Source organism: Roseibium sp. R5, from assembly GCF_055755305.1.
The window spans coordinates 3,635,958-3,648,774 of sequence record NZ_CM146910.1; the positions used below are offsets into that span (position 1 = coordinate 3,635,958).

Here is a 12,817-nt window from a genome sequence, read left to right on the forward strand (position 1 = left end):
AATGCCCGGCAAGAGCTCAGGCCGCGAAATATGGATCGCGGTCTGAGCTTGTTTCAAATCAGACGCCGCTGGCCGGAATGCCGGTGCGTTCGACCTTGCGTGGTGCGGTCAGTTCCTTCCAGGTGGACAGCGCCTTGTTGACGGCCTGGAACGGCTCGCGCTTGACGAATTCACCATGGCCCTGTTGCGGGTTGACCGTCCCGTCTTCGACCGCAACGCGCCCGCGGGTCAACGTATAGCGTGGCAGGCCTTTCACATGCTTGCCTTCAAAGACGTTGTAGTCGATGGCAGATTGCTGGCTGGAGGCGGAGATCGTCTTTTCCTTCTCCGGGTCCCAGACCACAATATCTGCATCCGCGCCAACCAAAATCGCTCCTTTTTTCGGATAGATGTTCAGGATCTTTGCAATATTGGTTGAAGTCACGGCGACGAACTCGTTTGGTGTCAAGCGGCCCGTGCCGACACCGTAGGTCCAGAGCATCGGCATGCGGTCTTCGAGGCCGCCGGTGCCGTTCGGGATCTGAGTGAAATCGCCGATACCGGTGCGTTTCTGATCGGTCGTAAAGGCACAGTGATCGGTCGCAACGACCTGAAGGGACCCGGAGGCCAGACCCGCCCACAAGCTGTCCTGGTGCTTTTTGTCGCGGAACGGCGGCGACATCACCCGGCGGGCGGCGTGGTCCCAGTCGGGGTGCTTGTATTCGCTGTCATCAAGCGTCAGGTGCTGGATGAGCGGTTCGCCATAGGCCCGAATGCCGTTTTGGCGGGCGCGGCGGATCGCTTCATGGGCCTGCTCGGAGGACGTATGCACGATGTAGACCGGGACACCGGCCATATCCGCGATCATGATGGCACGGTTTGTGGCCTCGCCCTCGACTTCCGGTGGGCGGGAATAGGCGTGCGCTTCCGGACCGTTGTTGCCTTCTGAAAGCAGTTTTTGCTGCAGCGTTGCGACAACGTCGCCGTTTTCGGCGTGGACCAGCGGCAGGGCGCCAAGTTCCGCGCAGCGCTGGAAAGACGCGAACATTTCGTCATCGTTCACCATCAAGGCGCCTTTGTAGGCCATGAAGTGCTTGAAGGTGTTGATGCCTTTTTCGCGGACAACAGTCTCCATCTCGTTAAAGACCTGCTCGCCCCACCAGGTGATGGCCATGTGGAAGGAGTAGTCGCAGTGGGCCATCGTCGACTTGTTGTCCCACATCTGGATGGCTTCCAGGAGACCTTGACCGGGCGAGGGAAGGGCAAAGTCCACCACCATAGTTGTGCCGCCTGAAAGCGCCGCACGGGTACCGGAATCAAAGTTGTCGGAGGAGAACGTGCCCATGAAGGGCATTTCGAGGTGCGTGTGCGGATCGATACCGCCCGGCATCACATAACAGCCAGTTGCATCCACTGTTTCATCACCGGACAGATTTGGACCGATTTCGACGATTTTGCCACCTTCGATTTTCACGTCCGCTTCGTAGGAAAGGTCAGCGGTGACGACGGTGCCCCCCTTGATCACTTTGCTTGCCATTGTCGTTCCCCTTCTTGTCTCGGCGATCTCGAGTTTACGTCCCGACCGCCTGTCTCGTCTGTTTGATCAAAACTCTGCCTGGCAGAAGATCACCGGTGCGGTCAACGGCCGGTCCTTGCGGATCATGTTGATGTTCAGCCGCGCGCCTTCTGCGCAGGCTTTGGCAAAATCAATGTCGGTATCCGTGTATTCGGCATTGAAGGCCGGTTTGTTTGCCTCTGGATAAGCTGCGATTTGTTCGCATGTGCCGGTTTCAAAGCAGCTTTCGGTGATCGCGAAATCAAAATGCGGCAGCAAGGCTTCGGTGAGCTCCGGGACGTTCTTTTGCGCGATCCTGAGCCCCAAACCATGCGCCACATGGGCCAGCGTTGTGGCATAGTGGACCGTATCCGCGGCGGTTAGTGGAAAGCTGCTGTCTTGTGCATAGGCGTCGAGACCATCCGGTTCTATGGCGGTGAACCCCTGGTTTTTGCAGGCAACGATCTGCTGTGTGATCACCGGCACAACCATTTGAAGGCGGCGTATATCCAGATAACGTTCGTTCGGCCTTGTCTTGTGCGGGCTGCCTATAACAGCGGGCGCAAGGTCAGAAAACCCAGGGTCTGTCTCTGCAATTGTTCCGGCGTTGACATGGCAGACCGTATCGACCCCTTGTGCGCGGAGATCTTGAAGTTGGTCCGTCGTAACGAGCCGCGGATCAAGCGTCAGCATTTCGACATCCCGATCGAGATCGGCAGGTCCTTTGAGCTGCCAATCCCACCGGTCTCCAACATGGAACTTCGCCGTCGCAAATGCTGGTGCCACATACCCCCCGCAGATCCCAAAACCACACACCATCGTGATAGCCGCTGCTCTCAGCGCCTTTCCGATGTGCATGATTTTTGGGACTGCGTGTTTCATTGGTGTCTCTGTTGGTTCGGAACCTACTCCACGATCTCCGCTGTTTCGACGACCGCATGGAAGAGAACATCCGTGCCAGCTTTCGCCCAATCCTTGGAGATTTCTTCGGCTTCGTTGTGGGACAATCCGTCCACGCAGGGACACATGATCATCGCCGTCGGCGCTACCTTGTTGATCCAGCAAGCATCGTGACCCGCGCCGGAGATGATGTTTTGATGGGTGTAACCGAGGCGCTCAGCCGCATTGCGGACAGCGGTGACGCAGTTTTCGTCAAACGTCACCGGATCAAAGCCGCCGACTTTTTCAAATTCGACGTCTAGGCCCATCATGTCGCAAATCTTCTTAGCGCCTTTCTTCATGTCCTCTTCCATCGCCGCAATGACGTTGATGTCCGGCGAACGGAAGTCGATGGTGAAAACCACCTTGCCCGGAATCACGTTTCGGGAATTCGGATAGACGTCGATATGACCGGCGGCGCCAACGGCGTGCGGCTTGTGGGACCAGGCAATCTCGTCGACCAGATCCAGGATCCGGGCCATACCAAGTCCGGCGTTCTTGCGCATCGGCATAGGCGTGGATCCGGTATGGCTGTCTTTGCCGGTGATGGTCACCTGTGTCCAGGAGAGGCCCTGGCCGTGTGTGACAACACCGATGTCCTTTCCTTCCGCTTCCAGGATCGGGCCTTGTTCGATGTGCAGCTCGAACATGGCGTGCATCTTGTCCTTGCGGGCGCCAACTTCTTCATCGCCCACCCAGCCAATACGCTTCAGCTCATCGCCAAATTTCAGACCCTCATGATCTTCCTTGGCATAGGCTTCATCAAGGGTGTGGATCCCGGCAAACACGCCGGATGCCAGCATGGCCGGCGCGAAACGCGTGCCTTCCTCGTTGGTCCAGTTGGTCACAACGATCGGGTGTTTGGTCTTGATGCCGAGATCGTTCATCGTGCGCACGACTTCCAGGCCGCCAAGCACACCCAGAACGCCGTCATACTTGCCGCCGGTCGGCTGGGTGTCGAGGTGAGACCCTACATAGACGGGTAGGGCGTCCGGGTCTGTGCCCGGCCGGGTCATGAACATGTTGCCCATGGTGTCGACCCCCATGGTCATGCCAGCATCTTCACACCATTTCTGGAACAGTTTCCGGCCTTCCGCGTCTGCATCCGTGAGGGTTTGACGGTTGTTGCCGCCAGCAACGCCCGGACCGATCTTGGCCATTTCCATCAGGCTGTCCCACAGCCGGTCTGCGTTGATCCTGAGGTTTTCGCCCGGAGCTGCCATGGTGCCCTGTCTCCTATTTCAATTCCACTTCGACGAAGGACATCGGATTGTCTCCGCCGTTGATTACATTGTGTTCCACGCCTTCAGAGCGCCGGTAAGCCGTGCCAGCTGCAACCGTTACGGTTCTGCGCGTGCCACCCGGCTCCTCCAGCACCATCTGGCAGTTAGTGACTGCCGTAATGACGTAGTCGAAGCCATGACGATGCCAGCCGGTCTCCGCGCCAGGTTCGAAGTCAAATCGTGTCACGCGGACACGATCATCATCGATCAGGGTTTCGCTGGTGGCAGCTGGTCTCGTCATGACTGGCTTTCCGTTAGTCGATCGCGTTCAAGACAGTCCGCAATTTGCCGAACAACTCGTCGATTTGAGATTCGGAAATGATCAGCGGCGGCGACAACGCGATGATGTCCCCGGTCGTGCGGATCAAAATGCCGTCGTCATAGGCTTTCAAGAACGCGGAGAACGCTCTCTTGGTCGGCGCGCCGTCGATCGGTGTCAGCTCAATCGCCCCAATCAGGCCGAGATTGCGGATGTCGATGACGTGCGGACAATCCTTGAGGGAGTGCAGGCCGTCTTCCCAGTATTGGGCCAAGCTTGCCGCTCGGGTCAGAAGGCCTTCTTCTTCATAGGTATCCAAGGTCGCCAGAGCGGCTGCACAGGCAATCGGGTGACCGGAATAGGTGTAGCCGTGGAAGAGTTCGATCAGATGATCGGGCCCATCCATGAACGCATCATAGATCTTCTTGGCGCAGAACACTGCACCCATCGGGATCACGCCGCTGGTGATACCCTTGGCCGTCGTCACCATGTCCGGAATGACGTCGAAGTAGTCGACCGCAAACGGCGTTCCGAGGCGGCCGAAGCCGGTGATCACTTCGTCAAAGATCAGGAGGATGCCGTTCTGGTCGCAAATTTCACGCAGACGCTTCAGATATCCAACCGGCGGGATCAGAACGCCCGTCGAGCCGGCAACGGGCTCCACGATCACGGCAGCGATTGTGGAGGCATCATGCAACTGGACAAGACGGATCAGCTCTTCGGCATATTCTGCACCGTTTTTCGGCTCCCCGCGGGAAAAGGCATTCCGGCTGAGGTCGTGGGTGTGCGGCAGATGGTCGACACCGTTGAGCATGTTGCCGAATTGCTTGCGGTTCGCGACGATGCCACCAACCGAAATTCCGCCGAAACCGGTGCCGTGATAGCCGCGCTCGCGGCCGATAAACCGCGTCCGTGTGCCCTGACCGATCGAGCGCTGATACCCAAGTGCGATTTTCAGGGCTGTGTCGACGCTTTCAGACCCGGAGTTCGTGAAAAACACATGATCCAACGGGGAGGGCATCATGGCGGTGAGGCGTGCCGCCAGCTCAAATGCCTTCGGATGACCCATCTGAAAGGCCGGGGCATAGTCCATTTCTGCGACTTGGTTTTGGACTGCTTCCACGATCTTCGGGCGGCCGTGACCGGCGTTGCAGCACCAAAGACCCGCTGTCCCATCCAAAACCTGCCGGCCATCGGAGGTGGTGTAGTGCATGTCCTTTGCGCCGACGAACATCCGCGGGTTCTGCTTGAACTGGCGGTTCGCCGTGTAAGGCATCCAGAACGCTTCAAGATTGTTGGTTGCAGCCTGGCTCGATGCTGCTGATGCCGATGACGACATGCGTCCTCCTTGCGGTCCTTAACGCGTATCGCGAACCGCCTGTTGGTTGTTTTCTATGGAGGAGAGTAAGACATAGGTCAGCTGCCCGCGCAAAGCAGGAATTTCACTGACATGCCGGGTCCTCTCCCCCTGGCTGTTCCTTGTGCACCTGGCGCGGGCTTTGGCCTCTTTTGCCGGGTGCGAAATCCTCTGTCGGCCAATTGGGCCAGACCGTTTTCCGGCCATTCTTGCCTGATGTTCGAGGCTGGTCCGGTTCCGTCTGCCCCATTGCGGCGCCGATCCGGATCGTCTAGCCTTCTGACCATCTGGTCAATTTAGCCTATGGCGCTTTTGACCAAATGGTCAAGATGCAAAATCAGCCGGTGTGACTAATTTGTGATCATGTCCGTCTTTGGTGCATTTTCATGGCCGTGGACGGCGCAGATTTCGGATTTTGAAGGAATTCGGTTGTCTGTGGGGAATACGCTCTAAGGGGCAAGTGCGGGGTAGCTAAATGGCTGATGTCGGTGGGCAAGTGCCTGCGAGTTCAAGGGTCGGTGGTATGAGCCGGATCCAGGAGAAAAACAGAACACTGATTCTGGACGCCGCCTTGAAGGAATTTTCCCGGTACGGGTTTTCAGGCGCAACGGTGGAGCGGATCGCCGCCGAAGCCGGTATGTCGAAATCAAATCTCCTGTATTATTTCTCGTCGAAAGAAGCGATCTACACGGCAGCGCTTGCACATATTCTTGATGTCTGGCTGGCGCCTCTTAAAACCCTCGATCGGGAGGGCGACCCTGCTACCGAACTTGCTGCCTACATCCGCCAGAAGATCGAGATATCCGCCAACTTCCCTGAAGCCTCGCGCCTGTTTGCCAATGAGGTGATGCAAGGGGCGCCGCAAATCCTGCCGATCCTGGAAACAGATCTCCGGCGTCTGGTTGCCGAAAAGGTGGCGGTGATCGAAAGCTGGATTGCGGACGGCAAGATCAGCAAGACCGAGCCGTTGCATCTGATCTTTTCCATCTGGGCGACCACGCAGCATTACGCGGATTTTGCCGTGCAGATCCGGGCTCTGACCGGTCACGATTTGAGCGATGAGGATTTCAAGCTGGAAACCGAGCGGGCCGTGACACAACAGATCCTGGCAAGCATCGGTCTGCGTTTGCCTGAAGAAACTCCCGAGACCGCATGAGCGGGGATGAAGACCAGCCGGCGCCGTCGTCCCGAATTCCGGTAACCGGGCGTCTCTATATCACACGAGACGACTTGAATGAGGATTTCATTCGAGCCTCCGGTCCGGGCGGTCAGAATGTCAACAAGGTGTCGACGGCCGTTCAATTGAGGTTCAATTTGTGGGCCAACCAGACGCTGCCGCATGACGTCAAAACCCGGGCCGCGAAGATTGCCGGAAGCCGATTGACGCAATATGGCGAAATCATTCTCCAGGCGGACCGGCACAGGACCCGGGAGCGCAACCGAGAAGATGCGCTGGCCCGGTTGATTGATCTGTTGAGACGGGCGACCGAAAAGCCCAAGCCCCGAAAAGCGACCAAACCAACTCTTGGGTCCAAGCGCAGACGGCTCGATGCCAAGAAACAGCGCGGTCAGGTCAAGAAACTGCGGGGCCGGTCTTCCGGTTTCGAGGACTAAGCTTAAGTAACTATTCTGTTTTTCCGGCGGCCTTCAGAAGAGTTGCCTTGAGATCCGGATCTCCGGTTGCCCGTGCCAATACGAGGGCGCCAACCATTTGGGAGATGAACCTCAAGGCATCTTCTTGCTCGGAGAGGGGAGTGGTTTCGTCTTTCCCCGAAACGAGTGCGGCCGTTTCGCGTAAGGCTTGGTCAAAAGCCTCCCGGACGTCCTTGGACTGCCTCGGCGCATCTCCGGCAAGAGCTGCATAGGCGCAACCGGTCCCGCGAGCGTTTTCGTGGGTGTCGGACAAATACCAGCGCGTTACAGCATCTTTCGAAGAGCCTGACGTATCCTCGGCAATGCTTCGGCGCCAGTGGTCCAGATTTTCAGCCAAGGCATGCGCGGTGGCTTCGGCCATCAAGGCGTCCTTGCTGGCGAACTGTTTGTAAAACGCGCCATTTGTAAGGCCTGATGCCTTCATCAAGCCGGCAATACCAATACCGTCGAACCCGTGTTGGCGGAACATTTGGCTGGCTGTTTCGACAACCCGTGCCCTGTTTTCGCGCGCATCTTCGCGGCTCACTCTCATCAGAAAATCTCCATCAACTGACTTTGATTATAGTCATAATCTTTTTGTTGACAATAAAGAATACGATCATAATCTATGCGTGAAATTCAGATAGAGGTTCAGATCATGCCGCTTACTCAAGACAGCCCAATCGTCATCAGCGCAGCACGGAGAACACCCTTGGGGGGCTTCATGGGGGCATTGGCGTCTGTGCCTTCCCCGCAACTTGGGGCAACCGCGATATCGGCGGCTCTCAAGGATGCTGGGGTTTCCGGTGATCTGGTCGACGAGGCGCTTATGGGATGCGTCTTGCCCGCAGGCCTCGGGCAAGCACCCGCGCGTCAGGCGGCGCGTGCTGCCGGTCTGCCTGATTCTTGCGGCGCCACAACCATCAATAAGGTCTGCGGGTCCGGCATGAAATCGGTTATGCTTGGCCATGATCTTCTCAAGGCCGGATCAGTCGGTGTCGTTGTCGCCGGCGGCATGGAATCAATGTCGCGGGCTCCGTTTCTGCTTCCTGAGATGCGCGGTGGGCGAAAGGCCGGGTCCGCGGAAGTCATTGATCACATGATGCGGGACGGTCTTGAAGATGCTTATGAGACCGGCAGGCCGATGGGAGCCTTTGGCGAGGCAACTGCGGAGAAGTTCCAGTTCAGCCGGTTTGACCAGGATAGCTATGCCATGGAAACGCTGGAACGGGCTCAATCTGCCGTTGCCAATGGAAGCTTTGCATCGGAAATCGCGCCTGTCCCGGTCCAGACGCGAAAGGGAACCATCCTTGTTGAAAAGGATGAGCGCCCCCCGCAGATCAACTCCGCCAAAATCCCGGATTTGCGGGCAGCCTTTGGGGAGAATGGAACGATCACAGCAGCAAGCTCGTCCGCCAATGCAGATGGCGCGGCAGCTTTGGTGCTCACCAGCAGCGAAACGGCACATGAGCATGAAATGCCGGTCCTGGCCCATATTGTCGGTCATGCGACGCACGCCCAAGCACCGGAATGGTTCACGACAGCACCAATTCCGGCGGCTCAGAAACTGATCAAACAGATTGGCTGGACGGTTGAAGACGTGGATCTGTTTGAAATCAATGAAGCGTTCGCCGTCGTCGCCATGGCCGCTGCCAAGGAACTGGGGATCCCGCGCAACAAACTCAATGTGAACGGCGGTGCTTGCGCTCTCGGGCATCCCATTGGAGCGACCGGAGCCCGTATCGTGGTCACACTACTTTATGCCCTGAAGGCGCGCGGGCTGAAAAAAGGCATCGCGTCCCTGTGTATTGGGGGCGGTGAAGCAACCGCGATTGCAATTCAATTGCCGTAATCGCAGCGCTTCGTTTCTCAAATCCCTATTCCAAAACTTGCCGGCAGAAATACCCGCCGATTGCGGTCGGGTGGTACGGCGAGCTTTGGCAAGATGATAGGAATAATTTCTTATGATGAGCCTTGCTCTCTTGTTGTGCCCCTTTGCGTTCACCATGGGTGCTTTTGCGTTCTCTGGCGCCTTGGTACCAATGGCAGCAAGTCTTGGTGTCACTGTCGGCGAAGCCGCGGCGCTGCAGTCCGGCTTCGCAATCGCCTGCGCGATTTGCGGTCCGATGCTTGCCAAATTGACATCATCTCTTCCCCGCAAGCCCCTCCTGCTGACGGTCTTGATGTTGATGACGTTACTCAACGGTCTTTCGGCTGTAGTGCCGGTGTATGGCGCGCTGATGGTCTCAAGAGTCTTAGTTGGAGGGGTTGGTGCATTGGCCTTTCCGCTTGCAACCGCGATTGCTTCAGCTGGCGCTACCGACAGCGGTAGACCGGCGGCTGTTGCCAAGGTCTACGCCGGGATTCCTCTTGCCATGATCATCGGTATTCCGTTTGGATCCATACTCGGGAATACCATCGGATGGCAGGCCTGTTTCGCTGCAACGGGTATCGTCTCTGCCATCGCCTTCGCGCTGGTTTTGGTAAGTGTGCCCTCCAAAATTCCGATGCAGCAGCCTACCGCCGGGGGCCATGAGCCTGTTGGTGCGTCCATCGTGGCTCACCTCGGGATCATGCTGATTGCCTCCACGGCCTTGTTTACACTGGTGGGGCTGCTGGGACCGATTATCCGCGCGCTGACCGGGTATTCAGGACCTGGGATTGCTGTGCTTCAAGTCATTGCCGGGCTGAGCAGTCTCGCCGGGATCAGGCTCGGGGCAAGATACGCGATGGGGCAAAACCGATCGTTGCTTGCAGTCCTGTTCTTGGTCTTGGCTGTGTCACTGGCCGTTGTCGTTCCATCGCTTGGACTTCAACAGGCCGGCAGTATCGGACTAGGAACCATCTTCGTGAGTGTGGTCCTTGGACCTGTAGCCCAATTTGCCATTGGGGCGACCGTTCAAGCCCGGCTTGCCGCCTTGGCCGGGTCGTCGGCGACCTTTGTTTTCGCGCTGAATGCATCCATGGTTTACTTTGGTCAGGGCCTTGGAATTGCGCTCGGCGCTGCCGCACTGGATCTTTCAGGCATTGCATCCGCGCCAGCCATAGGAACCGCGATTGCGTTGACCGGTTGCCTGTTGGCCGTATGGCTCGGACACTTCACCAAAAACAATTTTCAAACAGCAAGAGGATAAAATGTCTCCAGTTAACAACGAAGCCAGGTTGGCCACCTTTGAGGCTCGGGTCAGCCATCATTTTGCCGAAAATAACGGCACCAAGATCCATTTTGCCAGCTCAGGCGAGGGGCCCTTGGTCGTGTTTATCCATGGGTTCCCGGACCACTGGCTCACCTGGTGGCAACAAATGGAGGCTTTGTCAAAGACCCACCGCACCGTTGCCATGGACCTTCGGGGGTTCAATCTCTCCGATCATCCGGAAGATCCATCTGCCTACACACCGGAAACCCTGGCCTCAGATGTCTGCGCGGTCATAGACGCCTGCGGTGCAAGCGACGCTGTTGTGATCGGTCATGACTGGGGCGGGTTTGTCGCCTGGCAAACGGCGATGCTGTTTCCAGACCGGGTGCAGCGCCTCGGGATCGTCAACCTGCCGCATCCCTGGGCCATTGCACGCGAACTTGCCAACAATCCGGATCAACAAAAGGCCAGCGGATATGCGCGGGTGTTCCAGCAGCCGGGCTCTGAATCCAAACTGGATTTTGACCGGCTCTCCACCTGGATCCATGATCCAGCGTTCCGCACCCGGCATATGGCAGCGATGGAAAGGTCTAATCGCACAGGTATGCTCAACTATTACCGGGTGTGTTTTCCTGCCGAACCTTACACCGAACGCTCCGATACCCCGCCCCCAATCAAAGTGCCGGTTCTGGTCGTTCATGGGACAGAAGACCCTTATGTCCTGACCGCGGGCCATAACAGTTTGTGGGAGTACGTGGACGGCAGTTTGACCATTCGGGCCTGGTCCGGTGTCGGCCATTTTGTGCAGCATGATGTCCCAGACCGGTTGACCGCGGCAATCAGGAGCTGGATCGGCGAAACGATCTAGGGGACAGAGCGGTTTGGTGATCTTAGACGAGCGTGTTTGTTGACATGGTGCGCCACGCTTTTATCCTGATCCAAGCGGTGATTGGGGATCATCATGACGACCATAAATCATCATATCATCGACCGCGGCGATGGCGCCGCGGTGGAACTGTTTCAGGCGCATCCCATCGGAAGCGGTGAGCCGGCCGGTGCGATCTTGTTTGTGCATGGCAACCAAGAAGGTCAACTCACCGGCGCCCGCGAGCTCGTGGACCGGGGAACCTTAAGCCGGTTTGCTGTTGCCATGAACGTCACCGCGGCAGCTGTGTCTCAACCCGGTTTTGGGGCGTCTGATGGTCCATGTGATTTTTGTGGTCCCAACACGCAAGACGCGATCATCGCCGCATTAAACGCGTTGAAAAATCAACCATCTATCGACCCGGGGCGCATTGTTCTTTACGGCCACAGCCGGGGCGCGGTGGCAGCCGGTATGGTTGCCGCCCGGTATGACGGATTGCGAGCGGTAGTCCTCTCAAGCGGCGTGTATGATCTCAACGCATTTCATATGGACTGTGCGGATGGGCTGCGGATAGCAATTGAGACGGAGGCCGGGCAGTCGGCTCAAGCGTTTCACGAACGTTCCGCCTTGTTTCATGCCGACAAAATCACCACTGAGACGCTGCTGTTGCATGGCCGCCATGATGACCGGGCGCCTGTTGCACAAGCCGAAGCATTCTCGGTGGCGCTTGAAAACTCGGGCGGGAAGGTGGTCTTGAAGGTTCTCGAGTGCGGGCACCGGCTGTCGGCGAAAACCCTTAAGGGCGTTGTCGAGCCGTTTCTCAAAGAGATGCTGTCTGCCGAACAGATGATACACTAGCTCAGGCGTCAAGCATGAGACGAGTGACCGTCTGAGGTGCCATTTACGCCAGACTCTATAGTAACGTCAGACATCGTCGAATTGTTTTGCGTGGCTGATGCCGATCTCTTGCGCAATTTTCGCCGCCCTTGCAATCAACTCGTTGCGCGGTTCTCCAACATAGGTGGCCGTGAACACCAGTGGGCTTGGTTGCCACCCGGGATCAAATGACGCAATCCGGCCTTCGGCTACCAAACGGCGCCCCAGCACACTGGGCAGGATGCCCACGCCGATCCCGGACGCAACCATCTCAAACCCGGTGGACAGAGAGTTTGTCGGGAAAACTTGCGTCGAAATGCCATAAAGATCGCGCAGTTTTTGAACGAGTTCGCGGTAGGGGCGGGAGCTGCGGTTGTAGGTGATGACCGGTACTTGGGAGAGGTCCGGCTCTTCAAGATCCAATGGTCTGTACCAGCCAAGATCAAAGGGCGGAAGCGGCAGGTTGTCGGTGCTGTATTCGGAAATCGGCCCCATCAGGATTGTCAGATCGAGGGCCCTGTCGAGCAGCATCTCCCGAAGGTTGAACGATGTATCGACCGTAACCTCGATGTTCAGCCGCTGAAACGTGGTGTGAAGCGCTGCAAGAAAATCCGGCAGCCAGGTCTGGGCGATGGTCTCTGCAACGCCCAAGCGGAGCAGGGAGCTGATACTGTCATCGGACATGACATCGCCTTTGATGCGCTCCGTGATTGCCATGATCTGCTCCGCATAATCCCGCAGAACCACGCCCTTTGCGGTCAACGAGACCCCAGTTGTTTCGCGGCTGAAGAGGCGCGTGCCGAGATAGTCCTCCAAGCTGGAAATACGGGCAGAAATGGCCGGCTGTGAGATGTTCATTTGTTCGGCGGCCTTGCGAACACCGCCCATGCGCGCAACCGCCAAAAAAGCTCTAAGCTGTTCAAGTGTCATGACAT

General features: G+C 57.4%; 13 protein-coding genes. 6 read left to right on the plus strand and 7 right to left on the minus strand.

From position 1 onward, the window contains the following. Nucleotides 1-58: 58 nt before the first annotated feature. The 5 genes from hydA to aptA all read right to left on the minus strand — a co-directional run bounded on the left by hydA (nt 59) and on the right by aptA (nt 5,354). Nucleotides 59-1,516 carry a dihydropyrimidinase gene (hydA, locus tag AC0J4F_RS17095; RefSeq protein ID WP_473024116.1) on the minus strand — a complete coding sequence of 486 codons (1,458 nt, stop codon included), beginning with the start codon at nt 1,514-1,516 and terminating at the stop codon, nt 59-61. Between the two features lie 66 nt (nt 1,517-1,582). After that, on the minus strand, nt 1,583-2,416 hold the full coding sequence (locus AC0J4F_RS17100) for an endo alpha-1,4 polygalactosaminidase (protein ID WP_473024117.1): 834 nt from the start codon (nt 2,414-2,416) through the stop codon (nt 1,583-1,585). A 23-nt stretch (nt 2,417-2,439) separates the two neighbouring features. After that, nucleotides 2,440-3,696, minus strand: coding sequence for a Zn-dependent hydrolase (locus tag AC0J4F_RS17105; protein WP_133947369.1), 1,257 nt, complete (start codon nt 3,694-3,696; stop codon nt 2,440-2,442). Nucleotides 3,697-3,709: 13 nt separating this feature from the next. Then, complete coding sequence (locus AC0J4F_RS17110) at nt 3,710-3,997, minus strand: cupin domain-containing protein (protein WP_473024118.1); 288 nt, start codon at nt 3,995-3,997, stop codon at nt 3,710-3,712. A 13-nt stretch (nt 3,998-4,010) separates the two neighbouring features. Then, nucleotides 4,011-5,354 (minus strand): omega-aminotransferase AptA, encoded by a 1,344-nt coding sequence (gene aptA, locus AC0J4F_RS17115; protein ID WP_133947373.1) that lies wholly within the window; start codon nt 5,352-5,354, stop codon nt 4,011-4,013. A gap of 493 nt (nt 5,355-5,847) precedes the next feature. On the opposite strand from aptA, the gene AC0J4F_RS17120 reads away from it, so the two are divergent. Both AC0J4F_RS17120 and arfB read left to right on the plus strand, forming a co-directional pair. Beyond that, nucleotides 5,848-6,528 (plus strand): TetR family transcriptional regulator C-terminal domain-containing protein, encoded by a 681-nt coding sequence (locus AC0J4F_RS17120; RefSeq protein ID WP_166672644.1) that lies wholly within the window; start codon nt 5,848-5,850, stop codon nt 6,526-6,528. Further along, entirely contained in the window at nt 6,525-6,986 is a 462-nt protein-coding gene (gene arfB, locus AC0J4F_RS17125; RefSeq protein WP_133947375.1) for an alternative ribosome rescue aminoacyl-tRNA hydrolase ArfB, read from the plus strand. Before AC0J4F_RS17120 ends, arfB begins: the two co-directional genes overlap by 4 nt. 10 nt (nt 6,987-6,996) lie before the next feature. Here the strand turns inward: arfB and AC0J4F_RS17130 are convergent, their stop codons facing one another. Continuing rightward, nucleotides 6,997-7,557 (minus strand): TetR/AcrR family transcriptional regulator, encoded by a 561-nt coding sequence (locus AC0J4F_RS17130; protein ID WP_133947377.1) that lies wholly within the window; start codon nt 7,555-7,557, stop codon nt 6,997-6,999. Nucleotides 7,558-7,662: 105 nt separating this feature from the next. Between AC0J4F_RS17130 and AC0J4F_RS17135 the strand changes: the two genes are divergently transcribed. The 4 genes from AC0J4F_RS17135 to AC0J4F_RS17150 all read left to right on the plus strand — a co-directional run bounded on the left by AC0J4F_RS17135 (nt 7,663) and on the right by AC0J4F_RS17150 (nt 11,864). Then, a complete protein-coding gene (locus AC0J4F_RS17135; protein WP_473024119.1) occupies nt 7,663-8,856 on the plus strand; it encodes an acetyl-CoA C-acyltransferase in 1,194 nt (397 codons plus the stop codon). Between the two features lie 112 nt (nt 8,857-8,968). Beyond that, nucleotides 8,969-10,138 carry an MFS transporter gene (locus tag AC0J4F_RS17140; RefSeq protein WP_473024120.1) on the plus strand — a complete coding sequence of 390 codons (1,170 nt, stop codon included), beginning with the start codon at nt 8,969-8,971 and terminating at the stop codon, nt 10,136-10,138. A gap of 1 nt (nt 10,139) precedes the next feature. Next, the gene (locus tag AC0J4F_RS17145) at nt 10,140-11,009 is read left to right on the plus strand and encodes an alpha/beta fold hydrolase (protein WP_473024121.1); all 870 of its coding nucleotides are present in this window, start codon (nt 10,140-10,142) and stop codon (nt 11,007-11,009) included. A gap of 93 nt (nt 11,010-11,102) precedes the next feature. Continuing rightward, nucleotides 11,103-11,864, plus strand: coding sequence for an alpha/beta hydrolase family protein (locus AC0J4F_RS17150; RefSeq protein WP_473024122.1), 762 nt, complete (start codon nt 11,103-11,105; stop codon nt 11,862-11,864). Nucleotides 11,865-11,930: 66 nt separating this feature from the next. Here AC0J4F_RS17150 and AC0J4F_RS17155 read toward each other — a convergent pair whose 3' ends face one another. Continuing rightward, on the minus strand, nt 11,931-12,812 hold the full coding sequence (locus tag AC0J4F_RS17155; protein WP_473024123.1) for a LysR family transcriptional regulator: 882 nt from the start codon (nt 12,810-12,812) through the stop codon (nt 11,931-11,933). Nucleotides 12,813-12,817: the final 5 nt, after the last annotated feature.

Coding starts and splice junctions, on each gene's coding strand:
- hydA (WP_473024116.1), bottom strand. CDS start 1,516: ATGGCAAGCAAAGTGATCAAGGGGGGCACCGTCGTCACCGCTGACCTT.
- AC0J4F_RS17100 (WP_473024117.1), bottom strand. CDS start 2,416: ATGAAACACGCAGTCCCAAAAATCATGCACATCGGAAAGGCGCTGAGA.
- AC0J4F_RS17105 (WP_133947369.1), bottom strand. CDS start 3,696: ATGGCAGCTCCGGGCGAAAACCTCAGGATCAACGCAGACCGGCTGTGG.
- AC0J4F_RS17110 (WP_473024118.1), bottom strand. CDS start 3,997: ATGACGAGACCAGCTGCCACCAGCGAAACCCTGATCGATGATGATCGT.
- aptA (WP_133947373.1), bottom strand. CDS start 5,354: ATGTCGTCATCGGCATCAGCAGCATCGAGCCAGGCTGCAACCAACAAT.
- AC0J4F_RS17120 (WP_166672644.1), top strand. CDS start 5,848: ATGGCTGATGTCGGTGGGCAAGTGCCTGCGAGTTCAAGGGTCGGTGGT.
- arfB (WP_133947375.1), top strand. CDS start 6,525: ATGAGCGGGGATGAAGACCAGCCGGCGCCGTCGTCCCGAATTCCGGTA.
- AC0J4F_RS17130 (WP_133947377.1), bottom strand. CDS start 7,557: ATGAGAGTGAGCCGCGAAGATGCGCGCGAAAACAGGGCACGGGTTGTC.
- AC0J4F_RS17135 (WP_473024119.1), top strand. CDS start 7,663: ATGCCGCTTACTCAAGACAGCCCAATCGTCATCAGCGCAGCACGGAGA.
- AC0J4F_RS17140 (WP_473024120.1), top strand. CDS start 8,969: ATGATGAGCCTTGCTCTCTTGTTGTGCCCCTTTGCGTTCACCATGGGT.
- AC0J4F_RS17145 (WP_473024121.1), top strand. CDS start 10,140: ATGTCTCCAGTTAACAACGAAGCCAGGTTGGCCACCTTTGAGGCTCGG.
- AC0J4F_RS17150 (WP_473024122.1), top strand. CDS start 11,103: ATGACGACCATAAATCATCATATCATCGACCGCGGCGATGGCGCCGCG.
- AC0J4F_RS17155 (WP_473024123.1), bottom strand. CDS start 12,812: ATGACACTTGAACAGCTTAGAGCTTTTTTGGCGGTTGCGCGCATGGGC.